Genomic DNA, 26590 nt, shown 5'->3' with positions numbered 1-26590 from the left:
TTTATATGGCAAAAAGGTATCCCCTTCAAAACTTATGTGCCACGATTTTGCCATGGAACTCATAGCATCTAATCTTTGTATTTATAGATATCGTCAAAAGCTTGTTTCATTTTACATTACTTTGTTTCATTCTATAATATGAAACATAAAAAGTTCGTCAGTTAAAACCTACTTGACAAAACAAGGCTTAATTTTAGGTTTAAACCTAAAATTACAAATTATGAAAAACTACACACTACTAACCGTTTTAACTATTTTTACTCTCGTCTCAAATTTTAAGACAGAGGCTCAAACAAAAAAGAAGCCCAATATTATAATGGTTATCTCAGATGACACCGGCTGGGGTGATTTGGGAATATACGGCGGAGGAGTGGGACGCGGTATGCCAACGCCAAACCTTGATAAAATGGCTAAAGAAGGTATGCAGTTCTGGTCATTTTATGGACAGCCCAGCTGTACTCCTGGGAGAGCCGCAATGTTAACGGGACGAATCCCGAATAGAAGCGGCATGACTACTGTTGCTTTTCAAGGACAGGGAGGAGGACTGCCAAAAGAGGAATGGACACTTGCATCAGTACTTAAAAAAGCCAATTATAAAACTTATTTTTCAGGAAAATGGCACTTGGGAGAAGCCGACTACTCCATGCCCATTGCACATGGTTTTGATAAAATGCAGAACGTAGTACTGTATCATCTGAATGCTTATACATATGCTTTCGAGTCGTGGAACCCAGAAATGTCACCTGAAATGCTGGCTCTTTTTAAAAAAATTACGATAGGTGTACTTGAAGGAGAGGCAGGAGGAAAAGCGCGCGAGATAAGTAAAGTTACAGAAGAAAATATTGCGGAATTGGATATGATGATGGTAGAAAATAATTTAAAGCAGCTTGACGATTACGCAAAAAGTAAAGATCCATTTTTTATGTGTATTAACTTTGCAAAAAATCATCAGCCCAATCTACCCTCTAAACAATTTGTAGGTAAATCTCCAGGAAAAAGCAAATACTCTGATGCTGTGGTTGAGATGGACTATAACGTGGGCCGTATAATCGATAAAATTCGTTCTCTTGGTATTGCCGAGAACACTATAGTTATCTATACTGTTGATAATGGTGCCTGGCAGGATGTTCATCCCGATTCTGGCTATACGCCATTTAGAGGTACAAAAGGAACTGACAGAGAAGCAGGCAGCCGGGTACCGGCAATTGCATGGTGGCCTGGACAGATTGAAGCAGGAAGCGAAAGCCATGATATCGTTGGCGGACTTGACCTGATGGCGACATTTGCCAGCCTTGCAGGTGTAGACCTTCCTAAACAAGACCGGGCAGGTGTCGAAATGGTATTTGACAGTTATGATATGTCAAATGTTTTATTTAAAAAAGGAAAACCTATGCGTGACAGATGGTTCTATTTTACAGAAGCAGAATTATCACCGGGTGCAGTGCGAATAGGAAAATTTAAAGCGGTATTTAACACCCGCGGAGATAACGGTGCTATTGCCGGCAGTGATATGCCGGGACAACAGCTTGGATGGAGAGGCGATGAGACCTACGTTGCTACAGTGCCTGCTATTTATAATCTTTGGCAGGATCCGCAGGAACGATATGATTTGTTCATGAACAGCTGGACTGAAAAAACATGGACCGCAATAATTTTTAATCAGTCTATAGCGGAATTGATGAAGACTTATGCTAAAATACCTCCAAGGGCACCTCAGAGTGAAACTTTTACTGGTGAAATGCAAATAGAGCGATTTAGGACTATTGAACAAGTGAAAAAAATGATGAATGAAAAAAAGACAACACTCCCTCCATTAAGTGTAGATTCTAAATAGTAATTAAATTGACAGGCCATAATGCCCGGCTTTTTTATGGGCTATCTTGATAATTATTTTTTAGGAACTGGTTCCCGCTATACGCTGCAATCTTTGCGCGGAACCCCGCCACAAAGGATTTCACTGCTATCGGGGCTGAGGGCTGCTGCGGGACCTGTTTTGTCTTTGGATAACTGCATATTCTTAAAAATTCTCGACCTTTCGCTGCTGATTTGGCTCGTAATTTTCCTGATAGTAGTGCTTGATTGATAATCGTATAAAAAAAGGCGTCAATTGTGTTCAATTGGCGCCTTTTGGCTGTGGTGACCTCAGAGATACTAATTTCAAACCATTTTCTTCTGGATTTGAAGAAATTGGTATGCTTTTAAGTTTATTCTATAGATTTTATTTTAAAATATTTTAAAAGGAGTTCAATGTCTAAGAGTTATTTCTTTTTAAAATTTATTTGGCTGGAATAATGTCAATTATCACAGTACGGTTGTAAAAACGTTCTTCAGGAAGTTTATTTTCAAATGCAGACATACTTTCGTCTTCGCCAAAACCATGTACTTCGAATTTTACATCTTTTCTGCCAGAATTTGACAATGCCTTCTCTATAATGCTTTTCACTTCATTGGCTCTGTCTAAGGATAAATTCAAATTATAAGACTCTTCACCAATAATATCAGTATGTCCATGAATGATAACAGCAGCGTTTTTAGGTATTTTAGGTGTAACAACTTCTGTCAAATATTTCTCATACATCGCAATTGCTTTTGATTTATTAAATTCAAAAATAATGCTGTATCTAAGACCTTCGTCTGTTTTAGCTGGTGTCCACAACACCATGTGAGTAGTGGTAACTTTTTCTTCAATACTTCCACTTTTGGTTTTTCCAATCATTTTTACTTTATAGTCACCCTCAGAACGAGTTCCCATAATGCTTTTACCAGGAATACTTACTTTTTCCTGAGTATAAGGACCAAAAGCTTTTACTTTCCCATCTGGATCTGTAGTTTCTAAAGACCATGATGAGTATGCCTGTCCAGCACCAGCAGCATCGATAGTAACATAACTGTCAATAGGTGCTTCCTGAACTGTAACAAGTTCTAATGGTTTTAACGGAGCATCCGGGCCCACTTGAAATTCCATCAATAAATCAGGAGAATTACTTTCGATAGAAACCCTGCGGTCTCCTTCGCGAAGCAGCACCAATTCTTTTGTTGCTCCGGGCTGTTCAGATGGAATAGAAGGTTTTAACTGTCCTCTGGTCGCTATTCTTGATGCATTTATTTCAAATACAGAAACTAAATAAGTCTTTACAGATTCGGCCATTGCAGTACCATCTTCGGTTCCTGTTTCTGAAGAACCAACAAGCGTAACATTTGCTCCGGGATTTTTAACCATTCGATATCCAAGAATATTAATGACGTTATAATAAACTGTCATTTGTCGTGCAGAACGTCCTGAAGGATTTACACTGGCTGTAACTCCAATCTGATCTTCATTAAAATCTTTTACGTCTTCTTTTTTCAATAATTTGTAACGACTTGGTATTTTATTGGAATTAAGATCGAAAAAAACATAATTTCTTAAAGGAAATACCTCACGGACGCTACGTTCTCCGGGAATATTTTTAGGTGCATTTACAGAAAACTGCACTTTAGATGCTGTAACTGCTGCAACAGGAGTTTCAATTGCACTTCCTTGTCCAAATTTAAGTGCCATACCAACTCTAAGAGCAGTTACACTCCAAGTCTCGGTTGAGCGTGGATGTTGTCCAAAATAAGGCTGAAAATTTATAAAAGGAGATAAAACAAATTGTGTTTTATGATATTGTGAAGATAACGGAATATCAAAACCAGCTCCAATCTGCATTGAAATAATCGTTTTGTTTATCGCATCAAAATCACCTCTTACATCAGCCGTTTCTTCCTGATTAGGATAAGCCGGATTAGTTCCTAATGAATATTTAAATGCTTTATCTAAATTAAATGCCAGACGTGGCCCTCCATACAAATAAAAATTTGATTTAAAAGGCGCAAAACGAATGCTTGGTTCTATAGTAATATAACTTAAATCTGTAGATAAGTCTGCAGGGCAGTTACATGAAGTCATTTTTTGATCAAAAGAACCTTTTCTACTATCATAACCAGCCTGAAACATAAATCCCAACCTCGTATCGGGTTTGTGAAATTCTACAAGTGGTGCCAAATAAAGGCCTGCACCTTCACCATTATGAAAAGTAACCGGAGGAGTCAAATTCGAATTAAGCTGATGGGTCGAACCGCGGTAAAAACTATAGTTCGTGGCACCTGCTACACCAAAGAACCACGAAGGCTTTGTGTAAAAGACTTCTTGCGCCTGAAGCGTTGTTTGAGCACTTAGACATAATAGAATCAAAAGTAAAAATCTGTTTAACAGAGTTTTATCTGAAGTCTTGGTGGTATATAATTTTGTTTTAAAACTAATGTTAGTTTTCATTTGCGTTTATTTAGGTGATTGTTTTTATAGAGAAAAAAATCCCGTCCTAAGACGGGATTTACTATTTTAAAATATTATTTATGGTACATTAATAGTTGTGTTTACCATGGTGACAGATGCTACTAAAGAAATAGCTCTTCCATTAAGCACTGTTTGATTTGCATTTCCTGCAGTAGAAAAAGTAACTCCGGAATTTGCAATAATAGTTCCTACCATCGTTCCACCGCCGGCACTGTTGATAGTAGCAGCACTACCAACATACCAAAAAACGTTTTTAGGCAATCCGCCATTTATCATTATTACACTTTTGGCACCTGTAGGTCCTGCAATTCCAACCGTAAGTCCTGAAGCAGTTTGAAAAATCCAGGTAGCATTTGGGTCACCCTGTGCATCAAGTGTCAGGTTGCCATTGCTGATTTTGAAAGTACCACTCGCTGACTTATAAATACCTGGAGCTAACGTCAATCCGCCTAATTCTCCGGCATTAGGATCTGAACCACCTGGTTTTGCCGCAGGTGAAATACTTAAGTACGCTATATTCGCATCCAGTAACCCTTTTTGTGCAACTGCCAATGATGTCGCTGTTCCCGGAACCGGGGGTGCAGTAAATATATCACCAGTAACATTTCCAACATTTAGAGGAGTTTCGGTATAGATAACAGCACCATCATGAAATCCTGTAATAAGAGTAGAAGCAGCGGTAGTACCTAAACTTCCATTATTAATTACTGTATTTAATCCTTGATTTGTAATTCCGGCGTTACCACCAAAAGCTCCAAACATAGCAGCAGTACCAAGATCTATGATTATAGGTGCAGGAGGCAACAGCAAAGTTGTAAAGTTCCAAACATAGTCGCTAGCCAATGGAGTTCCGGCTGCACTTTTTGCCCCATTCGTAATTGTGGCTGTGTAAATTTTTCCTAATACAAGTGAATTTGTCGGTTTAAACGAAGCTGTAGTTCCGGAATAAGAAACAGTACCCGGAATTGTTGTGGCACCCTGTTTAAGAGTAAATGTGGCAGCATTGATTGACGCAACATCCATAATAGTACTAAAATCAGCAGTTACAGTTTGATTTAAGGCAACATTAACAGCATTATTCATAGGATCTGTTGCAGTTACTGCAGGTATCATATCTGTCGTAAAATTCCAAATAAAATCTGCTGTCATTGCAGTACCCTGTGCGTTTTTTGCACCTGTAGTTATAGTAACAGTGTAAATTTTATTAGGTAATAAAGGACTTGCAGGTATAAAAGATACCGTTGTTGATCCTGTATACGAAATTGATCCCGCTACAGCATTAGTTCCCTGATTTACTTTAAAAGTGGTACTGTTTAATGTGGCTGGATTCATAGCCATATTGAATGTTGCCGAAATTGTTTTATTCAAAGGAACTGAAACGGCATTATTAATAGGATCTGCAGTAATAACTACAGGTCTTAAAAGTGTTCCCGTCGAAAATACCCATACATATTCAAGCTGTAAAAAATTACCCATTACGTCTTTGGCTTTTGTAGTAATTTTGGCCGTGTAAGTGGTATTCTCTGCAAGTAAAACTGCTGGTGTGAATGATGCTGTTCTTCCGGAATATGTTACCGTTCCTGTAATAGGAGTCGTTCCTGCCACAGTAAACGAAGTCGAAGTAATAGAACCTGGATCCATTTCTTCGTTAAATGTTGCAGTAATAACCTGTCCCAATGGAACATTTAAAGCATTACTCAAAGGAGTGGTTGACTCGACTATAGGACATACTCCTATAACTTCTTCGAAATCATCATTTTCGCATCCTGTAATAAGTGTAATGCATATTATAGCAAATGTTAATAGTAAAGTTTTGATTTTCATTTTGTTTTGTTTAAGAAATTAGATTTATTTGACGGAAGTAAAGGTGATGTCAAATGGTGCTTAAACATTATACAATTCTGACTAAGAGTTGTATGATTAACACTATTTTTTGTAAAGAAAAATTCTGGGAGTGAAGAATATTGTTAAGACTGGAAAATAAAATAAAAATTATATACCTAAATTATTTCTTAAAATTCAGTGACTTATCCATTTTATTTGCTCGAATTTAAAATTTATTCAAATATTTATTATATCTGAATTTAATGCTTTTTTCCAAATCTGAATTTTATTTTGATTCACAATGTGTTAGGCTTACATACAGAAAATGGGCGTTTTTGCAGGAAGTTATTACGCTGGTTTAATGCTAAATTTGTTAATGCTTTTAAGATTATTGATTTGCAGAAATTTTATTAAGTATTTATATAGTACTTTTGGTGTTTGTAAAACTATTTCAACATGATAAGCTCTGAAAATTCCGCCGCAACTACTAAAGACTTAAAAGAAAAAGAGCCGGTAAAAATTATATTGGCTGAGGATGATAAAGATGATCAGGAATTGTTTAAGGAAGCTCTTAATGCAACAAAAGTTCCATCTGACGTTATTACAGTAGAAAACGGGGAGGAATTGGTTAACACCCTGAAAGATGAGTCCGAACCAAAACCTGATATTATTTTTATAGATATAAACATGCCGATTAAAGGAGGCAAGGAGGCACTAGCAGAAATAAAGAGCGATCAGGAACTTAAGGAAATCCCTGCAGTTATGCTCTCCACGTCTAATCATCCTAACGATATTGAAGATACTTTTAATAAGGGAGCAAATCTCTATGTACAAAAACCAAATTCTTTTACAGGCTTTATTCTCATTCTGAAAAAAGTATTCTTTCTCCACTGGACAAAAGCTTTAATGAATCCGGTTAAAAATATATTTTTTGTTTCTGAAAAGAATATATCTCAGGAGGATTAAATAATCGCACTTTTCTGTCTGCTTATTTATACACACGTTTAAATTTCAAAGAAATTGAAGCAAAATATCGAATCAAAATAAAAGCCTGAGAAATCTCAATTTCTCAGGCTTTTATTTTAGTTAATATCGCGAAGCATTCAAACATCTAACCAACTTGAAATTTAGAAAAATTTGAAGACACAAATTTCAATTCCTTTTTATTATATATTTATAATAATCCCTAAAATGTAGTTATAATAGTTACCTTTCCACAAAATGATACAATTGAATTTATGAATAAAAAGGGACCAATTATAATTATAGAAGATGATCTGGATGATCAACAATTTTTGGCAGATGTCTTTGAACAACTGCAATACCCAAATGAAATTATATTTTTTGGTGATGGAGAGGAAGCACTAGATTATCTTACTGAGACGACCATTGAGCCTTTCATTATATTCTCTGACATAAATATGCCAAAATTAAATGGAATTGAACTTAGGGCAAAAGTGCATGAGAATGAAGATTTAAGAATGAAATCTATTCCTTATCTATTTTTCTCAACAGTTGCCCAGCAGAAGCATGTTATTGAGGCCTATTCAAAATCGGTGCAGGGTTTTTTTGTTAAACCGTCGGATTTTATTAAAATGAAAGCAATGATAAAAAATATAGTTGAATACTGGCAAGATTGTGTTTCTCCTAATTATGTAAAATAATTAGGACTATTATGTGGTATTAGGTTACAGCTATTGGATTCACTCTTTATTACAATTTAATCAATTTTACTAATAAATATTTTTTTAGATATTTTCAGTAGCTTGTTTAAGAGGAAGTGTAACTATAAATTCGGCTCCATTTCCTTTTTCTCCTTTAGCTATTATAGTTCCATTGTGTCTGTTAATTATCTTTCGGCAAAGTGCCAGACCAATCCCGTTTCCTTCGTATTCATTTTTTGAATGAAGTCTTTCAAAAGCGGTAAATATTTTTTCTGCAAACATAGGATCCAGTCCGATACCATTATCTTTGAAAGAAATCTCAATAGATTCAACAGAATCGACAACCTTTATAACAGAGGTTATAATAACTCTCGGAGGCTGGTTGGCTTTTGTGAATTTTAATGCATTTTGGATAAGATTATAGAAAAGCTGCTGAATAAGAATTGCTGCTCCCTCGATTTCAGGAAGATCACTTGTGACCAGAATGGCACCTTTTTCTTTTATTATAAGCTCCAGATCTGTTTTAATGTTCTCTAATAACTCATTTAGGAAAATCTTTTCAACAGGCTGCGTACTTTTGTCAACAGTAGAATAGGCAAGCAGTCCTTCAATAATGCATTGCATACGATTTGCAGAATGCTCTATTTTGTTTAAGTGCATAACAGAACGATCCGGCAACTGGTTTCCAATTTCATTTTTTAAGAAGGTATTGAAGATTTTAATTTTTCTTACCGGTTCCTGAAGATCATGGCTCACCACATTAGCAAAATGCAGCAGATCATCATTAGATCGTCGGAGTTCCATGGTACTCTCTTCGATCTTTTTTTTCAGTTCTACTTCAAATTCTTTTTGATCGTGTATATCCTGTACAACTCCTAAGATTGTTGATGGATCTCCCTTTTCATCTTTTATGATTTTTCCAAAAACCTTAATCCACTTCTCCGACTTGTTTTCTTGTATAATTCTGGCTTCGTAGCAGACCACTCCGTTCAACAGCGCCTCTTTATGGGCTTTTTCCTGAAGATAGCGATCATCCGGATGCAGTTTTGCTACCAGTACCTCTATAGTCATTTCAGAATCAATGGACCAGAGTTTTTTGAAATTATCAGAGGTTTTGATCCTGTTTGTTTTAATGTCGATTTCGTATGTTCCCATGCCATAGGCTTCGATTGCCATGGTCAGCATTTCATCAGAATTCACTATTTGATTTTTAGCTACATGTAATTTAGTTACTTCTGTACAGGTGTTTACAACGCCATAAATAACTCCTTTTTCATTGTGAAGGGGAGTAAAACTATGATTAAAAAAGAGTGGTGTCCATACTCCTCTTATCAGGATATCAAGTTTTCTGTCGTTGACTTGAAAAGGTATTCCGGTTTTCATAACCTTTAGAACTTGTTCGATAATCGAATCTTTCTGAAATTCGGGAATCATCTCAGCGAACTTTTTGCCGATAACCTGCTCACCTTTATTCCATAAATTGCGCATGGCTGTATTAGCAAAGGAAATTACTAAATCATCAGTACAATAAACTGCAGTAGGTATTGGAGTATTTTGTAATATATCTTGTAGAAAAATTAAATTATTCTGCACATTTATTAGCTTTATGGTTTATGCTAAAGTAATATGTTGCATAAAGTTTCTGTTACATAATTAATGGCATAGATTGCACAACTTCAATATATCACCAAAGTACTAATTGTTTTAAGTTTTGAGATTTTAAAGAAGTACAGCGTTGTATTTGTGGGGTGAAAAACAGATTAACTCCAAAAATTTATAGCGATAAAAATACCGCAACTGACTACTATTACATAATTTTGTAATGCATGAAGCAACCAGCTTCTTACTATTATACTATGAGCAATACATTTTCTGACAATAACCAAATTGGAATGGTATCTACTTTCTCTGATCTTGTACATACCGATTTCAAAGGAGAAAGGAATGCGCTATGCTGGTACAGAAATTTAGATGGTGATTTTAACGAGATTGTGGCCCAGTTATCTTTAAAAGAAAATATAACGGAGGTTTATCGGGAAGATCTAATTGCACTCCAACTATCAGAAAAGGGGAATATAGCAAGGGAAATAATCTTAAATGATTTACAATTATTAGCTGATTTTGGAGCTTCGCCCGCTCTTAATTTACTGAAGTGTTATGAACGTGATGATGAATTTGATTTCATATCGACTGATGTGTATTCGTTTCATGTTGATCGTTCGCCCATTGCAACAGATACTTTTTTATGTACCTATCACGGAGCGGCAAGTGATATTATTTCTAATTCGCAGGCAGAGCAAAAAATCCTGATTCCGGAAATCCGAGCAAAGTTAAAAGAGCTGCATGATGGACCAGAGGAAGAATTCGATAACTTTTTGAAAGAAAATTATTTTGATTTGCATTATCAGGTACATCAGGATGCAGAACCTGTTAATTTAGGATTAGGGCATCTTTGGCGGCTGGCTGTAGATCATCCAAAACAACAAGTACTGCCTTGTATTCACAGAGCACCAATAGAAAAGGAAGGGGAGTATCGGTTGTTGTTGATTTGTTAAGAAAATTCTATAGATACTTACTCAAATCCAGATTAAGAATAGTACCAACTCTGCTAAACTCTTCATTAACCTTTGCATTCAGGATTAGTTGTTCATTGTTTATGGGATGATTAAAAATCAACTGATGCGCGTGAAGCATCATTCCTTTGAGGTCAAAATTTTCCAGCCATAATTTATTTTGTTTGTTACAACCATGTGGACGACTTCCTAAAATGGGATGAAAAATATGTTTGAAATGTTTGCGTAATTGATGCATACGTCCAGTTTCAGGAATCGCTTCTACCAAACAATATCGTGACGTTGGTTTATTGTTAAATTCCAATTCAACTTCGGCATTTTGCAAACGATGAAAGTAGGTTATGGCATTTTGTGTAATGTCATCATCATTGGTTAAATCATAATCAATCGTTAGTTCTTCGGGTGACCAGCCACGTAAAATGGCTAAATATTTTTTTTCGACTTCGCGTGTGGCAAAACGATCATTCATAATTTTCAAAACGGCTGTATCCAACGCAAATAACAAAACACCGGATGTTTTGCGGTCTAATCGATGAATAGGGTAGACGTGTTGCCCTATTTGATTTCTCAATTCCTGAATGGCATACACTTTTGCATCGCGGGCATAAAATGATTTGTGAACCAACAACCCACTTGGTTTATTAATGGCAATAATATATTCGTCCTGGTAAAGAATTTCTAACATTTGGCAAAAGTAAAAGAGATTTCGATTGAAATCTCTTTTATGAGTTATTTATTTCTAATTCGCAGGCAAAGCAAAAATTGAAATTCCAGAAATCTGAAGAAAGCTACGCGATCTTTTAATTTAATCTCACAGAATATAGATTTTCAACCTTTTTCTAAAATCATATTTACCGATTAAACACGTATGCTAATTTATGAGAAAGCAAATTGTAGTTTAACTATATTATATTTATTAAACTTCCAATGAAGAGGCATCAGCAAAATTCGCTTTCAACTCTTCTGGTAAATAAGGTCTTCCTCCAGTTGCAGGAATACAAGTTCCTGTAAATACTGCTGAAACCATTATTTTTCCATTTTTTATTATTGATTGTTTAAAATGCAGTCTTGGTAATCCTTTAGCATCTGTATATACAGCACAGGTCACATCAAAATTATCATCTTTTTTGAGGGAGCGTATAAATTTGATCTTATATTCTGATAAAACCATAAATACACCATTTTCTGCCTGTTGAACGAAATCAAAACCTAGAATCTCCCGAATATAATCATGGCGGCATTCCTCCATATAAAAAGGGTAATATAAGCCATCCATAATGCCTTGTACATCTATATGCGCGTCTGCAACAGTGTAATTTTTTGAATATTCCATAGTATTTATTATAAAGTTTTAATTTTCATAGCGAACGCAAATATTTTAGGATTATTGTGGTTTAAATTCCCGATCGCTCGAATATGCGCAACGATAGCGCAGAAATTCTTTCCGTGCCCGTTCCTAATATTGATAAAAAATGGATTTCTTTTTTTAAATCTGTTAAGATATGCTTTACGGGCACGGATTACAAATCCGCGCGATCGGGTATAGCAAGTTTAACTTACTTCAAGGTTGAATAGATTAATTACTAAAAACCTAATAAATCTGTTGTTCCAATGTAAAACGACATATGCTACTTTATAAAACACGTATTTATACCTGTAAAAAGTCTAAGTGTAATTTATATACTTGCTTAAACTAATTTTAAGTTTTATGTAAAAGAAAAGTTTTGGGAAGATATATTTAAATTTAAAACAATTTAATTAATAATAAAAGATCAACATGAAAAAAAAGCAGATTACTAATAGTGAAATAACAGAGACTGTAGCAACTAATTCAAAACCTACTGCGTATACAGGTCAATCTTTTCCATTTACAGAATTAAGTGATCGGATTTTTGAAATCATGTTATATCAAATTTTTCAATTAAGAATAGAAACAAAAGATTCAAGCTTAATAGAAAAATATGATGGAGTTGCTTTGATGCAAGGTGTCGGAGAAAAAGGAAGAGATTGTATATTGACAAAAAAAGGTGCTAATGTTGGTTTGATCCAATGTAAACAAATCAATAAAAATATCACAAAGCCTGAAGTATTAAAAGAAATTCTAAAATTTGTTTTACATTATATAAATGATAAAAGTTTAATTACTGATATAGATAATTTTACTTATTATTTAGCAGTTTCTAAAGGTTTGGCAGAAACTTCTATTACCTTGATTAGCAATTTCAATAAAAATTTTAAAACAGAAGATATTGAACATTATTGTGAAGAATTAATTTCTAAATATGTTGGATTGAAAACTATTAATTATAATGATCAAAAAGTCGAAATATTTAGAGTATTAGAAAAAATTGAAATAAAATGTATAAATCCCTCTGATTTGTCTCGCTATCTTTTTGAACACGATTCGTTGGTTAAATATTTCTTTAGAGTATTAACTATTACTGATAATGCGCTTCTGGAAAGTATAATTGAGACATATCTATCTCCAATTTTAAATAAAATTATTCCTAAAGAAGAAAGAGAAAACAAAGATTTTTCATTTAGATTTAAAGAATATATTCAAAGAGTATATACACACTATTCTTCATCAAGAACTTTAGTATTTGGAAATCAGCAAAAAAAATTAGAAGATTTTTATTACCCTTTAAATTTAGAATGCAAAGCGGAAGATGTAAACTGTAAGCCGTTAAAAGTGTGCACTTTAAATTACGAAGAAGATTTTCTTCCACAATTTAGGAAGGTTATAATTGTTGACAATGGAGGAATGGGAAAATCAACAATTATGAAGTGGCTATTTTTAAATGTTATAAAATATAAAAAGGGTATTCCAATCTTTATAGAACTGAGAAAACTTAAAAATAAAAAAACTATTATCGAAGAAATTATTTCAGAACTCAATCCAATTGATAAAGTTCTAGAAAAAGATTTAGTTACTAAATTAATTGCTCAGGGCAATTTTATTTTCTTTTTCGATGGCTATGATGAAATTTCTGATATTGACAGAGAATTTGTTACCACTGATTTACAAAATTTTATTTCCAAATCATCGAACAATCTATTTTTGTTAACTTCTAGGCCAGAAACAGCTTTAAATACTTTTAGTGATTTTAAAGAATTTAAAGTAAAAAAAATGGAGAAAACGGAGGCTTTTGAATTAATAAAGAAAATTGGTAATAATAGTGAAAAATCATTGAGATTGATAGAGAAGCTTAAAGAAAATGATTTTGAAAACATCGATGATTTTTTACAAAGCCCGTTATTAGTATCTCTACTTTATAAAAAATTTGAACATAGAGAGAACATTCCTATTCAACTTCAAGAATTTTATTATGATGTATTCGAAGCCCTATATCAAGATCATGATTTGACTAAAGGAGATAGTTTTGTGCGAAATAAAAAGACAAAACTTAGCTTTAATGATTTTTTTCAAATATTAAGGGAATTTGCTTATTACACATTTAAAAAAGAAGAAATTGAATATAATGATGCAATTCTTAATAAATATCTTGATGAAATTTCAAAAAGATTGCCTCACATAAAATTTAAATTCACTGATTTAGCCGAAGATCTTGTAAAGGCAGTACCATTATTTAATAAAGAAGGTCTGCAATACAAGTGGTCTCACAAATCCTTTCAAGAGTATTTTACTGCAGAATATATTTGCAGAGATTCGAAAGAAAAACAGGTAAGTATTTTAAATCAGATGTATAAAAGTTCTAAGTCTGAAAAATATTTTTTTGTTTTCAAGCTATGCTATGATATTGATTTTAAGTCTTTCAGAGAATCAGTTATTGTGCCCTACTTAAATGAGTTCGTTGAGCATTTTGAAAATTCGTTTTCTTCTTTACACTCCCTTCCAAATATTGACTTAAATGAAGTGATTCTTCGAAAACTAATAACTTTTAATAAATCATATTTAATAATTACAGATAGAAATAATGATTTTATTAATTCAATTTTCGACAAATTAAAAAAAGAAGATTTCTTTAATGGTGGTAAATTGGAAAATTTTCCAGACTTTATGGATGATGACCACAAAATAATAGTTATTGTTTTTTCTTCAATGACTATTATTGGATCGAGAAAGAAATCTGATATTTTAGAGCTTTTAATTGATAAAAAAAGTGATTTATTAAAACAGATTAAAAATGATTCAAAAAAAAATAAAAAAGGAAAAAAAGAATTTAAGAAAGGTTTTCCTGAAGCCGTAATTGTGAATTTACAACAAAACTTTTCAAATGAGACAGCTGAAAATTTAGCTTTTTTTAATAACCTTGTTGTATCTACTTTTCTTGAAAAAAGCGATCAACATTTAGACATTGATAAATGCAAAATATTTCTAAAAAAATATAATGAAGAAATTGAAAATATCCAAGAGGATTATTATCAAGGCTTTTAATTATTCTATGCAAATATTAGATGGATATAATTTAATACAAAGAAAAATATGATGACTAGAAAATTTATGCTGATTACATTGCTGATTTTATTTGTTTTGCCTTTACAAGGACAAACGCCACAAAATAGTACAAGTGCAACAAAACAGATAGAAAAGCAAGTTGAAGCTCCGATTTATCAATTATTTCCAACTGAAAACTATTGGACTTTTATTAAATTAGATACTCGAAATGGAAAAATGTGGCAAGTACATTTTACTATATCAGAAGAGGGCTACGAAGGCGAACTAGTATTAAATTCAGATTCACTTGTATTGACTGCAGAAGAAATAAACGGGAGGTTTACACTTTACCCTACAAAAAACACATATAATTTCTTATTACTTGACCAAATGAATGGTAAAACATATCAGGTACAATGGAATAGTGCTAAAGAAAAGAGATTTGTCAGCCGTATTTAAAGCAGTTTCATTTAATATAACGAAATCGGCGATCGCACAACTGTCATTTAATTAAGATATTAAAACATTATGAAGTTGAACAAATACTGTCAAAACAAAAAAGAGACTAGAAAGTCTCTTTGTGAAATTAATTATCTTTATAAATAATTATTTAGCAATCAATTTCTCAAGCCTCGCCATCATTTCATCTTTCTCTTTCAACATACGCTCGTATAAAGCAATTTTTTCTTCATGAAGTTGGATCAATTTTTCAATTGAATTATTATTGAAAGTTGGATTATAATTTATTAATCCTTGAGTATCATGAAAAGTATTAGAAATAATATTTATTGCCTGATCTTCATCAAAATTCTGAAAAGCTTCAACTGGAATTTTTAATGCATTTGAGATTTGATCCAATATATCATCTTCAATTATATCTTTTTGCTCCAGCATAGAAATTTTCTTTTGGTTCCAGTCATTTCCCAGATCAAAAGCCAATGCCTCTTGTTTTATGCCAAGCATTTCTCTGAAGCGTTTTACGTTTCTTCCCTGATGTATTTTCTGTTCCATAATGAATATCAATTTTTCTAAAGGCTCAAAGATAAAGCCATTTGGATTAAAAATCCTGAATTTCAAAGATAAAAAAATATCCCATAAAAGAGCCGTTTTTGTCAGGTATTATATCCAGTTTACGAATAGATTATCCTTTTGAAAGAACGGAATTTCGCTTGTAAATTTTAAATCTACTTATTATGAAAAAGAATAAAATAGCATTCGAAACTAACTTTTGGGCAGGGTTGGCGGCAGGAAATCCATTTAAGGCAGTTAAAGCCTTTTTTGATTTTGCACATCTTGATTATTATAAACAAAATTTAACTGAAGTGGTAATTTATAGCTGTAAAACGAAAGCTTACGAACAGGACAACCCCTCCAATGCTTTTGTCTTTTACACTGCAATCAACTCTTTTGTCAAAGTCTGTTACGGTCTCCAACAGAAAAGCAAAAAATGGAAAGTTACAGCGCCTTTGCACTCTGAAACAGTATTTCATCTTTCTTCCCTGACGAACGAAGAATATGAAAATCCTTTTATTGTATTTCAAAAAGCATTTGATGAAAAAACGCTGGAAGAATTTGAATTCTTTCTATGTCTAATCCTGGAGCTTTCTTTATCTCCCTGTCCCGGAAATCCTGACTCTGACCTGACGACGCCCTATATTCATTTAATCAAAATGCTCGATGCAGCAGAAATAATAAGAGAAAGGGGAGTTGAGAAAATCAAGAAAAACCGATAAGATTGATGCTGTAGCGGAATAAAATATCCCTTATTCAAACTTTAGAATACGATATTAAATAATAGGGAAGAGGTATAAGAAAAATCCCTTTTCGTTATGAAAAGGGGATTTAATTACAAAAAAGGTTCAGTTAGGCGGTGTTTAAAAGAAAATAACACAAGCCCTACTTTTGATTTGATATTGTATTTTTCAAATAAAGCAGCTCTATAAATTTCAATAGATTTTATTGACAGATTCATAATTTCTGCCATCTGTTCATAGGTGAATTCCCTTTCATCACAAACCAATCTCAGGAAATCGAATTCTCGCTGAGTTAAAACAATATTTTGCTTTTTCTCACCATTGCTATCATAATTACGTACACGTTTAAGAATTTCAGAAACATTGTTATATCCTATTTTAATAATGTTATCAATAGCAAATTTCAAATCGTGGGCTGTACAATTTTTATGTAAAAAACCTCTGGCGCCATGATGATAAGCTGCATCAATTATTTGCTCGTCAAGATGCTGTGTCAACAGTAAGACTTTGTACTCTTCTTCTTTTTCTTCTAGTGCTTTTAATACTTCAATACCATTCATATGAGGCATGGAGTAATCCAGAATGTATATATGGGGAGAAGGGTTTATTGGTAGTGCCTGCAAGAAATCATCACCATTATCAAACTCATGAATTACTTTGTAGTTGCCAATTTTATGCAGTAATTCTTTTAGACCTTGTCTTACAATAGAATGATCATCAATTATACAAATAGTAGTTTGTTCCATACTTAAATTCTTTTGTTTTCTGATAGGGTAATTTCAGTGCCAGATCCTAGCATACTTTTTACAGTAAAATGATATGACATACTATCGGCTCTTTTTGCCATATTTATCAACCCAAAAGATAATCTGTTTTTTTTATCGTCAGAATCAAAACCTTTACCGTTATCTGCAATTATCATTTTAAAATGAGGAGTGGTTGTTATATAAATATTTATTTTATTGGCTTTAGCATGTTTAAAAATATTATTGATACATTCCTGAAAGATGCGATAAATGATTATCTTTTCATTGTCATCAAATTTCTTCACCTTGATTTCCTCAAAAGAGTATATAATTTCAATTTTGCTGTTTTTTTTCAACCGCTTTATTTCTGTGGCAATTGCTTTTATTACATCTTGCTGTAATAATAATTGGGTGTTCAGGGCATGACTGATACTTCTTATGGATTTTGATAAATTTCCAAGTGATTGTGATACCGGTTCTAATATTTCTCCCAGTTCGGGAGAATCCAACTTCATATTTTCTATTTGAAAATTGATGTATGTCAACTGCTGACCGGCATCATCATGAAGATCCTGAGAAATATTATTCAGTACCTGCTCCTGAGTTTCAATTACAGTTTGAGTAATTGCTTTTTGGAAATTGAGATCTTTCTCATGCAAAAGCTCTGTATATTTTTTTATCTTATTAAAATAAAGACGAATCAGAATAACACAAAAAAATAGTATTAAACCAATAAAAATAAAGGCTATTATTATTCCTAGTACGACTTGATTCATTTGTAGTTATTTTTTTCTCTGTAGATGTAAATATTGATTAAAGTATAATAGGCGATACAAACTATATTAACAATAAAAACATATAGCGTAACCTGACCAAATAAAATTATTCTTGTAACCTCCAAGGCTTTAAATCCTAACATTAAACCCATGCCAAAAAAGAAATACACCGGTGCAAATAATAGTAAATAATTATTGGATAAGAAATACATTAAGTTCTCTTCTCTTAATTGCCTGTAACTTTCATAGATAAAAAGTATGACATATAACAAGGCACCAAAAACGAAAGTGTAATAATTATAAACATCTGTTATTTCTATCACAGTAAAATTAATAATAGAAAATAGTACAAAAACGCATAGTATACTATTGGACATTTTTTTAGACTTTGTGTTTTCTTTAAACGCCAGCATCCAAAGAATATCATGAAAAACAATACTGATATTAAATGGTATTCGAATTGACCTATTATTATATACTAAAATAGAATTTATCAATTCTGTAAAAAAAACCACAAATAGAATATACAAGAGATATCGATGCATTTTAATTTTCCAGCGAAGATTGCCTAAAGCAAAAAGCAGCGTTATTAAAACGCATGCTTTTATTGGATTTATAATATCTAGAATATTCAATCTTACTTATTTATAATGGTATATTACGATTAGGACTTTGATTCTTTTTTGAAGGATCAGTTGAATAATCAAAATATGGGGTTTCATTTACTGATTGTCCGTTACCAGGATTTCCATTGACCTGAATGACAACAACACGTTCTCCAGATTTATCTATAATAGCAAAACTGAAATGAAATTCAGCATTATCATTTTTTTTAGCATATTCTTTTGCCAAACTTCTTATTAAAGCTGTAGAAAAGCGATAATAGGGACCTCCTTTTGTTGATATATATTCATATACCATTTTCAATGTATCAATTTTATTTTCTTTATATTCTAAATTTACATAGGCATCATATCCATGATTCTTAATAATTTTTTTAAGATCCCCCCATGTAATAACATACTTTCCTTTTTGATCAGTTACAGTGCCTTTTACTTTATGATCTTTTAAAACCGCTTCTTCTAGTATTTTGCGTTTAACTCTATCACCATGCTGTTTTAACCATTTCGCTTTTTCTTCAATATTGGGTAACTTGTAATAGTCATCTAAAGTTAAAGAATCACTTGTGGAAGCTGGCTTATCTACATTAGTTTCAGTAGCTACGGTCGTGTTGTCTTCTTTTTCTTTTTTACACGCTGCAATGGTTAAAATAACCATTAAAATTAGAGTACATTTTTTCATGATATAAAGTTATTTAAGGGTTAATAATTTATTCTTCAAATTTTACCATTATCCTCGCACACTTAATAGGGTAAAACCCTATTTTATCAGATTTTACCCCTATTAATCAATTTATCAGCTAAAATAGCGATTTTCCTGCAAATAAATAATATTTAGCTAAAAACCAATTTATTAGGTGAAAAACCATATCTGTTTTAGGTATTTACCTAAGTAATGAAATTACAGGCTGACGTAGTTTTGGAATACAAATTACAAGAATATTACCAGGAAGCCGAAAAGGGTATTATAGAGTAAGCAGAATTAAACATTAATAATTATGCCTAGAGAAATTAAATCAGCAAATCAGCAATTGCAAATACAAAATGTAGCACCAAATGATTTTAAAGACCGATTAATAAAGCTGATTCCCGCAGAAATTATAGCTGCGTACGTCACGATATCAGGTTTAATAATAGGTTTTGCAAAGAATAACCCAAATGCGGACAAGTCTTATTTATTATGGATTGTCATCCTTGTTTTAATGATTTTTACCCCTGTTTATTTGATGAAAATCTTGGGAGTTTCGAAGAAAGTCCAAATCTTGTTTTCAACAATTGGTTTTTTAATTTGGGCTTTTGCAACAGCTTCACCGTATACAAAAGATATACTTGGCTTTTCTTTTGAGTTAATTGCTTCCCTGATATTGATACTATATACTTTATTGATACCTCTTTTCTATAAAGGATAAGCAAAGAAAATAAAATTTTATAAAATTTAAATTATTACATTATGAAACCCACCAAAAAAACAAATACGAAAAATGAGGATTTTGAATTAAATGATAGTTCTTTTTTGCCAAAAGAAGAGTTCCTCCACAAGTACAACAACAATATAATTTGTCTAACTGATTCCAAAGGTTACGCGCAACCTAATGACAAGGATTTATTTGAGATACGTCTTGATTCTTCCAATGGTTTTATACCTCTTTGGGAAAAAGGGGTTACCCTAAATTGGAGATTTAGTAAATCTTTTGGAAGCTACTTTGCTAAACCTGAGGCAGCTAAAACCGGTGTTAGAAAACTTTTTGGGGAAGCCATTTTAGCCTGGCAAGATGCCTGCCCTATAAAATTCCATGAAGATAATGATGCCTGGGACTTTGAAATTGCTATGCATCAGAAGAATTGTAACAATAATGGATGTGTTTTAGCGTCTGCTTTTTTCCCTGATCCCGGACAAAATATTTTTTATATCTATCCTACAATGTTTGAGCAAAACCATCAGGAACAGATAGAAACTATAGAACATGAAATTGGTCATATTTTTGGGTTACGACATTTCTTTGCTAACATATCTGAAAGAGAATGGTCGAGCGAATTATTTGGAACGGACAGTGCATTTTCGATCATGAATTATGGTGATAAAAGTAGATTAACAGCAGATGATATTAAAGATTTAAAAATACTATATGAACTAGTATGGAGTGGAAAACTTACAGAAATAAACGGTACCGAAATTAAGCTATTCAAATCCTATCATATGAGCAGTAGTTTGAGTAATAGTAGTTTTCAATTATCAAATGCAGTAAATTCTAAAGGATTACATGAGCTGTTATTAGAGTCTAATTTTATATCATCAGCATTTGAATTGAGTGACGATGTATCACTTCTAGTTAAAAGAGCCATATTGAATGTAAAAGGGAATAACTCAACAGATCCAGCTACGCTTTTGGATGGGTTGGAACTGGTAGCAAATTTACTTTACGCCGGTAACGATTTTATCCTGCTAGCAGTAAAATTGAATAAGCTTATTACTGACAAATCGAAGAAAATAACTGTAGCAGAAATGAAAAAGTGCACAACAGTTGGGGATTGTGTCACTTTAGTAAATATTAAATTGTAATATTATGAAATCATTATATCTAATCTTAGTGTTTAGTATATTCTTAGGGGCTCAAAATTGTTTAAGCCAGAATGATACAGTTGTTACTAAAGAAATTGTTACTATAGAAAAAACTGAGTCGTCTAAACTTCTTAAGCCATTTTTAGATAAAATCAGTATTAAGAAATCATTTGATACTAAAACAGATGATGATGAAAAAGCAGCTACACTTTCCTTTACAATTCCAAAAGATAAAGAGAATATCTTCAAAATTAATGCTGGGATTGGTTTTACTTTAGATACATTAATAAACAACAAATATAATGCGGTTATAGGATTTTTTGTATATAATAAAAACAATCAGATAGACAAACGTCAGGAAAATTATAAGCTTGGAATAAATCACAATTTTGTTTATTTCACAAAAAATGATTTGGGTATTATTAATGACAATTCATTAGAGTATCTAAATGATAATGTAAAAAAAGCACAGTCACTGTTAGCATTATCCTCTTTAAGTATTAGGTCTAATAATGGAAAACTAATTTTTGAAAGTTATGCAACTAGAGATAGTTGGTTCGCATACAAGCTTCTGCCCAGAGTTGGTCTAGAATACCAAAATAGTTATGACGTAGCTTTACCTTTAGAACAAGGTTACTATTTTAGAAGCTATTTTAATGTAGGTGGGGCTGTATTATTGAGAAAAAAGACTGTCTTTGAAAAAACAGTGGCGACAAATATTTTTTACAATAGCAAAGGAGAGGTAGTAAAAAGCACTAAAAGTATATTTAAAAAAACGGGGACAATAACTATTACATACAACAGCAAAGGCGAGGTAGTAAAAAAGGATGAAAGTTTACCTGATAAAGATAAAGAAGATAAAACGTTTCGTAAAAAAGGATTAGAATTGATTGTCAATTACGAAGGGAGAAATAGCCTTCTTGATAATTTTGAAAATAATCCAAACTATACTTATTTTCTGAAAGGTGAATTAAAATTATATCCTATAAGAAATGATAATTTATCAATAAGCCTATCCTACAATAAAGGAGAAAACCCATTGGAAGGATTAGAAAAACAAGAGTTTTGGATGTTGGGATTTAACTTCAAAAAATAAGTTTTTACATCGCTCTCCGAAGTCTTCTTTAAGAAAAGCTATAAGGCAGGAAAAATGTTATTTTTAAATATTTAAAAATAAATAAATTAACGGTTTGAATCCAGTCAAGGTAACTCTGCGGGAAATTCAACTTCTTGCACCTGATCTTTTTATATACTTGTTAAATAGTAAAAAAAAGGCATAAAAAAGCTCCAAATCATTGATTTGGAGCTTTTTATTCGTGACCCCAGAGGTACAAATTTCAAACTATTTTATCCAGGATTTAAAGAAGTTGGTTTACTTTCAAGTAAATTTATAAGATGATTTTTAATAGTATTTCTTTAAGTCTCTTTATAATTTAATTTTTATTCTTGAAAAGAACATAAACCAATTCCACTCCCAAGTTTTACCATTGTCATTAGAGAATGCCTGCCCCCAAACCGGATTGTCAGTATCTGTACGATCATACTGAAATTGAACTATAATTTCTTTTCCATTAATAATTTCTTTCCCAAAAAAAAGGCCTATATTATTTTCAAAAGAGCCTAACAATGGTGGATCAAGTATTCCAAAAATACTATCTGCCCAATATAAACTCCACAATTTTGTTACGGGATTAAACAATCTTAATGCAAATGCTTCAATTGGTTGTTGTTTTGAATCACACATATAATGCTTTTCAATATTACTAATACCTGTTAACAGCAATTCTGTTGTTTTTGAACCTTCTATATCAACCCATTCTTTACAATTATTAAATCTTTCTTTTAATTTTCTGTGATGAACTTTATGGTTACCAATTAAAAATGAATAATCAGATGAATTGGAATTAGATGACGGCTTAATTTCTAAAGTTCCATCGACCATAAAAGTAGGTGTTTGTGCCAGTAATGGGTAATTATTATTTGTCATAATGCTCTTTATTTTGATTTAAAAGGACCCAATTATTTTGTGTTGTAATTAATTCCTGCATTGCTTTTTTTAAAGCGTTTGGCATATTATTAATGGCTTTTTGCTTTGCTTCGTATTCCTCTATGTCCTGGAAGTTTGTTATTGTAACCAATAAATTTTTATCTTGAAAAACTGGTAATCTCGGAAAATCATTTTCAGTCATTTCACTAACCCAAATCGAAATATCTTCAATATTTATTGTTTTTAAAAAAGGGATGTAGTGAGTGTCAAATAATTCTATTACCTTCTTAATTGTACTATTACAAATATAAAAATCAATTACTGTGACTGCTTTGTCAGTTTTTAATGTTACTGTTTTATGTAAGGGTTTTAATAAATAAACATTATCAGAGTTAATTATCATTTCATTTGCTCCCTTACCATATTCTTTCCAGATTGGACTATCAATATAAAAATCGTTTAAAAATTTAACTCTTGTTTTCATATCTGTAAAACCACGAAACCATACAAATCTGTCGTTGACTTCATTGATTTTAAATTCTCCCAATGTATGTCCGCCCAATTCATTCATAGGCGAAACAAAATTTGAGTGAAAATAATGTCTGAATGTATCAGCCATATCTGGTTTTAATAAATAATTACGAAGTTCTAGTACTTTAATATTTTCTAAATCCTGAGGGGCTGATTTATTCATATCATTTTTTTTACTTTTTGAGCATTTAACAAAATTGGTTTACAAGAGACCAAAACAATTATTGCGATTAGGGTTATGGAATTAAAAAGTTTTGACTTCATTGGTATTGTTTTTTATGTGTTCCAAGACTAGTAATTCCTGTAAAGATAAAATTATGATATCTTTGTTGCAAGTACGTACAATTTTGTATCGTAGTTACTAAAAGGATACTAATATTGATTATCAATTATTTAAAAAATAAAAAAATGGAAAATAAAATTAGAATTGCTTATTGTCCTGTTGATTATGCGTTTCAAAGAATAGGCGGAAAATATAAAGGAAGGATTTTATGGTATTTAAAAGATAATCTATTACGATATGGTGAACTTAAAAGAGTAGTAGAAGGGATAACCCCTAAAATGCTTACACAAACACTTAAAGAGTTGGAAGCTGATCAATTAATTTCCAGGAAAGTATACCCTGAAGTTCCGCCTCGTGTTGAATATTCACTTACTGAAACGGGAACTGAATTAATTCCTTTTATAAATCAAATGCGAATATGGGGAGAAAAGCAAATGTCATTGAATTGAGTTTTGAGAAAACAACCCACTCTCCGAAGAGTTTTTATGGAAAACTTTGCGAATGTCTCCTGACTTCGCACTCATGAGGTGTTGAGTAAATCAAGAAAAACCGATAAGATTGATGCTGTAGCGGAATAAAATATCCCTTATTCAAACTTTAGAATACGATATTATGAAAACTTCAACATCGATTTTCTTTATGTTATCTGTTATAAATAGGAAAAAGATATAAAAATAATAAAGTAAAAAATAAGTAAACACAGATTCATTAAAAGAGCCGCCTCAGGAATTAGAACTGAGACGGCTTTTTTGTTTATCCTGGCAGAATGCTTTAAAAATTAACCCATTTTAAACCTAACATAAACTCCAGTTTTTATCCAGAAATTCATCCTCTCCAGGCTCCTCTGTCTTATAAGCAATTGCTTCCGGAATAGATGTCTTAGGTATGTTTACATGTACAATGGTATTTTCCTTAATGCTGTCAAGTTGTCTCAAAACCTCCTCGAGTTCGTCGAGACTACTGACTTCAAAACCTTTGCCTCCAAATACATCAACTAGTTTCGCATATTTCCAACGGTGCATTTCGTTGTAATCATAAACGTTGTTTAAATCGGGAACGCTATATTCTACCTTGTCTGCACCACGAAACGGATTTGGATTAACAAGCATTTGTTCAATACCATAAATACCATTATCCAAAACAAAAACAATGGTGTCGTGTTTCAGTTTATTCTGTGTAGATATGGCCTGACAGGTTTCCTGAAAAGCACCGTCCCCAACAAATACCACCGGCCTTTTATCAGGTCTGGCACATTTTATTCCGGTTGCCGCAGGAACAGAATAACCTATCGAAAGCCATGATGCCTGCGCTACGAATCCGTTAGGTTCTGCAATACGGATGCCCTGGGCACCCAATAAAGGAAAACCCGCATCGGCAACCACTATATGCCTCTCGTCTATAAAATTATTGATTCGGTTGAAAAATGTATCGTAAGTAAGTGCCGGTTTTCCTTTTTTTAGTATTCTGTTATCAGCTAGGAAAAATGATTCAGGCAGCTTCGCTGCATCATACATTTCATAAGCACTAAAGGTAACTTTGGTAAGTTCTTCTTTCAGGAATATTATAAAATCTCTTAGCGATACATTGGCTACATAAGAAGCACCAATCCTTACACCGCTGTGATTGGCAAGTACAGTATCCTCTTTCCAGACATCAAAACCACCCAAATTTTTGCCGGTGGTCCATACGCCAAGGCCAATTTTTAGCTGGGCTTTTTCGAATTGTTCCTTGACATCTTTTGGCGATGCCTTTCCATTAAAAACGCCTTTGAACTTAGGATGGTTTTCGGATACAATTGATTTCCCAAGTATAGAAGTTACAAATTCTGTATCGGTAGTTTCGATCAAATCCAGGAATTCCTTTTGAATACCATAGCGCTGGATCTCAATGCCGCCCCAGAAAATAATTTCTTTTCCGCGTGCCATTGCAGCTACTCTTTGGGCAGCCTTGCGTGCACTTGTTTGACATTTAGATGCTTCTCTTTCTGCCAATGGAGTGACTGGCGGATTGCATTCCATTCGCCATGCATCTTCAAAAACTTCAAGATAAACCGGTCTTCCATATAAAATACAGGCATTTAGTACTGCATCAATTTTATAAGGAGCATCTGATGAACCTGTGATTTGTTCTGCCGCAACGGTAACGTTTCGGTATACATTGATGTTACTGTACATATCACCTGTCATATGTGATGCCAGCATGCCCTGAACGAGGCTTCGTTGCTGGTCTTTGTTGGTTGGAGCGCCATTAATAACAAGCACAGGACAGTGCTCTACATAAGAGCCTGCAACCGAATTGAGTAACGTAAATGCTCCCACGCCATATGTTACTGCTACTGCAGCGAAACCATTTTGACGTGCGTAGGCATCAGTACAATGTCCGGCGTTTATTTCATTCGTGTCGTTAACGATTTTAATTTTTGCATTTTTGTCTTCGTGAATCGTATTCAAAAACGGTGCGGTATAATTACCAGCAATTCCAAATAAATGGGTAAGTCCTAATTGTTCCAGACGTATTTGCAGGTATTTTGCAACGGAGATTTTTTTCTGTGACAT

General features: G+C 32.8%; 25 protein-coding genes. 11 read left to right on the top strand and 14 right to left on the bottom strand.

Annotated elements, in window-relative coordinates; genetic code table 11:
- Positions 1-316: 316 nt before the first annotated feature.
- Positions 317-1834: an arylsulfatase gene (locus IHE43_RS15395; protein WP_255513798.1), complete on the top strand. Its 1518-nt coding sequence runs from the start codon at positions 317-319 to the stop codon at positions 1832-1834.
- 34 nt (positions 1835-1868) lie between these two features.
- Here the strand turns inward: IHE43_RS15395 and IHE43_RS15390 are convergent, their stop codons facing one another.
- The 3 genes from IHE43_RS15390 to IHE43_RS15380 all read right to left on the bottom strand — a co-directional run bounded on the left by IHE43_RS15390 (position 1869) and on the right by IHE43_RS15380 (position 6142).
- On the bottom strand, positions 1869-2117 hold the full coding sequence (locus tag IHE43_RS15390) for a hypothetical protein (protein ID WP_192184714.1): 249 nt from the start codon (positions 2115-2117) through the stop codon (positions 1869-1871).
- 158 nt (positions 2118-2275) lie between these two features.
- Positions 2276-4297: an OmpA family protein gene (locus IHE43_RS15385; protein WP_192184713.1), complete on the bottom strand. Its 2022-nt coding sequence runs from the start codon at positions 4295-4297 to the stop codon at positions 2276-2278.
- A 78-nt stretch (positions 4298-4375) separates the two neighbouring features.
- Positions 4376-6142, bottom strand: coding sequence for an Ig-like domain-containing protein (locus IHE43_RS15380; protein ID WP_192184712.1), 1767 nt, complete (start codon positions 6140-6142; stop codon positions 4376-4378).
- A 456-nt stretch (positions 6143-6598) separates the two neighbouring features.
- Here IHE43_RS15380 and IHE43_RS15375 point away from each other — a divergent pair, with 456 nt between their 5' ends.
- Entirely contained in the window at positions 6599-7108 is a 510-nt protein-coding gene (locus IHE43_RS15375; protein WP_192184711.1) for a response regulator, read from the top strand.
- Between the two features lie 272 nt (positions 7109-7380).
- Positions 7381-7806, top strand: coding sequence for a response regulator (locus tag IHE43_RS15370; protein ID WP_192184710.1), 426 nt, complete (start codon positions 7381-7383; stop codon positions 7804-7806).
- Positions 7807-7890: 84 nt separating this feature from the next.
- Here IHE43_RS15370 and IHE43_RS15365 read toward each other — a convergent pair whose 3' ends face one another.
- Positions 7891-9399 (bottom strand): ATP-binding protein, encoded by a 1509-nt coding sequence (locus tag IHE43_RS15365; RefSeq protein ID WP_225585137.1) that lies wholly within the window; start codon positions 9397-9399, stop codon positions 7891-7893.
- 263 nt (positions 9400-9662) lie between these two features.
- Between IHE43_RS15365 and IHE43_RS15360 the strand changes: the two genes are divergently transcribed.
- Positions 9663-10361, top strand: coding sequence for a DUF1826 domain-containing protein (locus tag IHE43_RS15360; RefSeq protein ID WP_192188229.1), 699 nt, complete (start codon positions 9663-9665; stop codon positions 10359-10361).
- Positions 10362-10368: 7 nt separating this feature from the next.
- On the opposite strand, the gene IHE43_RS15355 is transcribed toward IHE43_RS15360, so the two are convergent.
- Together IHE43_RS15355 and IHE43_RS15350 are read right to left on the bottom strand one after the other, a co-directional pair.
- A complete protein-coding gene (locus tag IHE43_RS15355; protein WP_192184709.1) occupies positions 10369-11064 on the bottom strand; it encodes a pseudouridine synthase in 696 nt (231 codons plus the stop codon).
- 231 nt (positions 11065-11295) lie between these two features.
- Positions 11296-11712, bottom strand: coding sequence for a thioesterase family protein (locus IHE43_RS15350; RefSeq protein ID WP_192184708.1), 417 nt, complete (start codon positions 11710-11712; stop codon positions 11296-11298).
- A 444-nt stretch (positions 11713-12156) separates the two neighbouring features.
- Here IHE43_RS15350 and IHE43_RS15345 point away from each other — a divergent pair, with 444 nt between their 5' ends.
- Positions 12157-14778: an NACHT domain-containing NTPase gene (locus IHE43_RS15345; protein ID WP_192184707.1), complete on the top strand. Its 2622-nt coding sequence runs from the start codon at positions 12157-12159 to the stop codon at positions 14776-14778.
- A gap of 48 nt (positions 14779-14826) precedes the next feature.
- Positions 14827-15237, top strand: coding sequence for a hypothetical protein (locus IHE43_RS15340; RefSeq protein WP_192184706.1), 411 nt, complete (start codon positions 14827-14829; stop codon positions 15235-15237).
- Between the two features lie 147 nt (positions 15238-15384).
- On the opposite strand, the gene IHE43_RS15335 is transcribed toward IHE43_RS15340, so the two are convergent.
- Positions 15385-15789, bottom strand: coding sequence for a helix-turn-helix transcriptional regulator (locus IHE43_RS15335; protein WP_192184705.1), 405 nt, complete (start codon positions 15787-15789; stop codon positions 15385-15387).
- Between the two features lie 182 nt (positions 15790-15971).
- On the opposite strand from IHE43_RS15335, the gene IHE43_RS15330 reads away from it, so the two are divergent.
- Positions 15972-16511 carry a hypothetical protein gene (locus tag IHE43_RS15330; protein WP_192184704.1) on the top strand — a complete coding sequence of 180 codons (540 nt, stop codon included), beginning with the start codon at positions 15972-15974 and terminating at the stop codon, positions 16509-16511.
- A 113-nt stretch (positions 16512-16624) separates the two neighbouring features.
- Here the strand turns inward: IHE43_RS15330 and IHE43_RS15325 are convergent, their stop codons facing one another.
- The 4 genes from IHE43_RS15325 to IHE43_RS15310 form a co-directional block, all read right to left on the bottom strand.
- Positions 16625-17278 (bottom strand): response regulator transcription factor, encoded by a 654-nt coding sequence (locus tag IHE43_RS15325; protein WP_192184703.1) that lies wholly within the window; start codon positions 17276-17278, stop codon positions 16625-16627.
- A gap of 2 nt (positions 17279-17280) precedes the next feature.
- The gene (locus tag IHE43_RS15320) at positions 17281-18054 is read right to left on the bottom strand and encodes a sensor histidine kinase (RefSeq protein WP_192184702.1); all 774 of its coding nucleotides are present in this window, start codon (positions 18052-18054) and stop codon (positions 17281-17283) included.
- Entirely contained in the window at positions 18051-18431 is a 381-nt protein-coding gene (locus IHE43_RS15315; RefSeq protein ID WP_192184701.1) for a hypothetical protein, read from the bottom strand. Before IHE43_RS15315 ends, IHE43_RS15320 begins: the two co-directional genes overlap by 4 nt.
- A gap of 268 nt (positions 18432-18699) precedes the next feature.
- Positions 18700-19356 carry a hypothetical protein gene (locus IHE43_RS15310; protein WP_192184700.1) on the bottom strand — a complete coding sequence of 219 codons (657 nt, stop codon included), beginning with the start codon at positions 19354-19356 and terminating at the stop codon, positions 18700-18702.
- Positions 19357-19672: 316 nt separating this feature from the next.
- On the opposite strand from IHE43_RS15310, the gene IHE43_RS15305 reads away from it, so the two are divergent.
- The 3 genes from IHE43_RS15305 to IHE43_RS15295 are packed head-to-tail and all read left to right on the top strand — an operon-like array spanning position 19673 to position 22330.
- Positions 19673-20083 (top strand): hypothetical protein, encoded by a 411-nt coding sequence (locus IHE43_RS15305; protein WP_192184699.1) that lies wholly within the window; start codon positions 19673-19675, stop codon positions 20081-20083.
- 41 nt (positions 20084-20124) lie between these two features.
- Positions 20125-21234, top strand: a complete 1110-nt coding sequence (locus tag IHE43_RS15300) for a matrixin family metalloprotease (protein ID WP_192184698.1) — start codon at positions 20125-20127, stop codon at positions 21232-21234.
- A 4-nt stretch (positions 21235-21238) separates the two neighbouring features.
- Complete coding sequence (locus tag IHE43_RS15295) at positions 21239-22330, top strand: hypothetical protein (RefSeq protein WP_192184697.1); 1092 nt, start codon at positions 21239-21241, stop codon at positions 22328-22330.
- Between the two features lie 330 nt (positions 22331-22660).
- Here the strand turns inward: IHE43_RS15295 and IHE43_RS15290 are convergent, their stop codons facing one another.
- Together IHE43_RS15290 and IHE43_RS15285 are read right to left on the bottom strand one after the other, a co-directional pair.
- Positions 22661-23221: a hypothetical protein gene (locus IHE43_RS15290; protein WP_192184696.1), complete on the bottom strand. Its 561-nt coding sequence runs from the start codon at positions 23219-23221 to the stop codon at positions 22661-22663.
- The gene (locus tag IHE43_RS15285) at positions 23211-23915 is read right to left on the bottom strand and encodes a hypothetical protein (protein ID WP_192184695.1); all 705 of its coding nucleotides are present in this window, start codon (positions 23913-23915) and stop codon (positions 23211-23213) included. Before IHE43_RS15285 ends, IHE43_RS15290 begins: the two co-directional genes overlap by 11 nt.
- Positions 23916-24160: 245 nt before the next feature.
- Here IHE43_RS15285 and IHE43_RS15280 point away from each other — a divergent pair, with 245 nt between their 5' ends.
- Positions 24161-24484 carry a helix-turn-helix domain-containing protein gene (locus IHE43_RS15280; RefSeq protein ID WP_192184694.1) on the top strand — a complete coding sequence of 108 codons (324 nt, stop codon included), beginning with the start codon at positions 24161-24163 and terminating at the stop codon, positions 24482-24484.
- A gap of 345 nt (positions 24485-24829) precedes the next feature.
- On the opposite strand, the gene IHE43_RS15275 is transcribed toward IHE43_RS15280, so the two are convergent.
- Positions 24830-26590 carry an alpha-keto acid decarboxylase family protein gene (locus IHE43_RS15275; RefSeq protein ID WP_192184693.1) on the bottom strand — a complete coding sequence of 587 codons (1761 nt, stop codon included), beginning with the start codon at positions 26588-26590 and terminating at the stop codon, positions 24830-24832.

The organism is Flavobacterium sp. MDT1-60 (genome assembly GCF_014844035.1).
Lineage (GTDB): Bacteria > Bacteroidota > Bacteroidia > Flavobacteriales > Flavobacteriaceae > Flavobacterium.
Note: the sequence above shows the minus strand (reverse complement) of the source record. Positions and strands in the feature narration are given on the sequence as shown.

Bases quoted from the DNA above. Each gene is read 5' to 3' on its own strand.
- IHE43_RS15275 (WP_192184693.1), bottom strand. From the start codon at position 26,590: ATGTCACAGAAAAAAATCTCCGTTGCAAAATACCTGCAAATACGTCTG.
- IHE43_RS15310 (WP_192184700.1), bottom strand. From the start codon at position 19,356: ATGAAAAAATGTACTCTAATTTTAATGGTTATTTTAACCATTGCAGCG.
- IHE43_RS15395 (WP_255513798.1), top strand. From the start codon at position 317: ATGGTTATCTCAGATGACACCGGCTGGGGTGATTTGGGAATATACGGC.
- IHE43_RS15330 (WP_192184704.1), top strand. From the start codon at position 15,972: ATGAAAAAGAATAAAATAGCATTCGAAACTAACTTTTGGGCAGGGTTG.
- IHE43_RS15345 (WP_192184707.1), top strand. From the start codon at position 12,157: ATGAAAAAAAAGCAGATTACTAATAGTGAAATAACAGAGACTGTAGCA.
- IHE43_RS15305 (WP_192184699.1), top strand. From the start codon at position 19,673: ATGCCTAGAGAAATTAAATCAGCAAATCAGCAATTGCAAATACAAAAT.
- IHE43_RS15315 (WP_192184701.1), bottom strand. From the start codon at position 18,431: ATGTCCAATAGTATACTATGCGTTTTTGTACTATTTTCTATTATTAAT.
- IHE43_RS15285 (WP_192184695.1), bottom strand. From the start codon at position 23,915: ATGAATAAATCAGCCCCTCAGGATTTAGAAAATATTAAAGTACTAGAA.
- IHE43_RS15355 (WP_192184709.1), bottom strand. From the start codon at position 11,064: ATGTTAGAAATTCTTTACCAGGACGAATATATTATTGCCATTAATAAA.
- IHE43_RS15340 (WP_192184706.1), top strand. From the start codon at position 14,827: ATGATGACTAGAAAATTTATGCTGATTACATTGCTGATTTTATTTGTT.
- IHE43_RS15280 (WP_192184694.1), top strand. From the start codon at position 24,161: ATGGAAAATAAAATTAGAATTGCTTATTGTCCTGTTGATTATGCGTTT.
- IHE43_RS15380 (WP_192184712.1), bottom strand. From the start codon at position 6,142: ATGAAAATCAAAACTTTACTATTAACATTTGCTATAATATGCATTACA.
- IHE43_RS15385 (WP_192184713.1), bottom strand. From the start codon at position 4,297: ATGAAAACTAACATTAGTTTTAAAACAAAATTATATACCACCAAGACT.
- IHE43_RS15360 (WP_192188229.1), top strand. From the start codon at position 9,663: ATGAGCAATACATTTTCTGACAATAACCAAATTGGAATGGTATCTACT.
- IHE43_RS15350 (WP_192184708.1), bottom strand. From the start codon at position 11,712: ATGGAATATTCAAAAAATTACACTGTTGCAGACGCGCATATAGATGTA.
- IHE43_RS15325 (WP_192184703.1), bottom strand. From the start codon at position 17,278: ATGGAACAAACTACTATTTGTATAATTGATGATCATTCTATTGTAAGA.
- IHE43_RS15300 (WP_192184698.1), top strand. From the start codon at position 20,125: ATGAAACCCACCAAAAAAACAAATACGAAAAATGAGGATTTTGAATTA.
- IHE43_RS15370 (WP_192184710.1), top strand. From the start codon at position 7,381: ATGAATAAAAAGGGACCAATTATAATTATAGAAGATGATCTGGATGAT.
- IHE43_RS15295 (WP_192184697.1), top strand. From the start codon at position 21,239: ATGAAATCATTATATCTAATCTTAGTGTTTAGTATATTCTTAGGGGCT.
- IHE43_RS15335 (WP_192184705.1), bottom strand. From the start codon at position 15,789: ATGGAACAGAAAATACATCAGGGAAGAAACGTAAAACGCTTCAGAGAA.
- IHE43_RS15320 (WP_192184702.1), bottom strand. From the start codon at position 18,054: ATGAATCAAGTCGTACTAGGAATAATAATAGCCTTTATTTTTATTGGT.
- IHE43_RS15375 (WP_192184711.1), top strand. From the start codon at position 6,599: ATGATAAGCTCTGAAAATTCCGCCGCAACTACTAAAGACTTAAAAGAA.
- IHE43_RS15290 (WP_192184696.1), bottom strand. From the start codon at position 23,221: ATGACAAATAATAATTACCCATTACTGGCACAAACACCTACTTTTATG.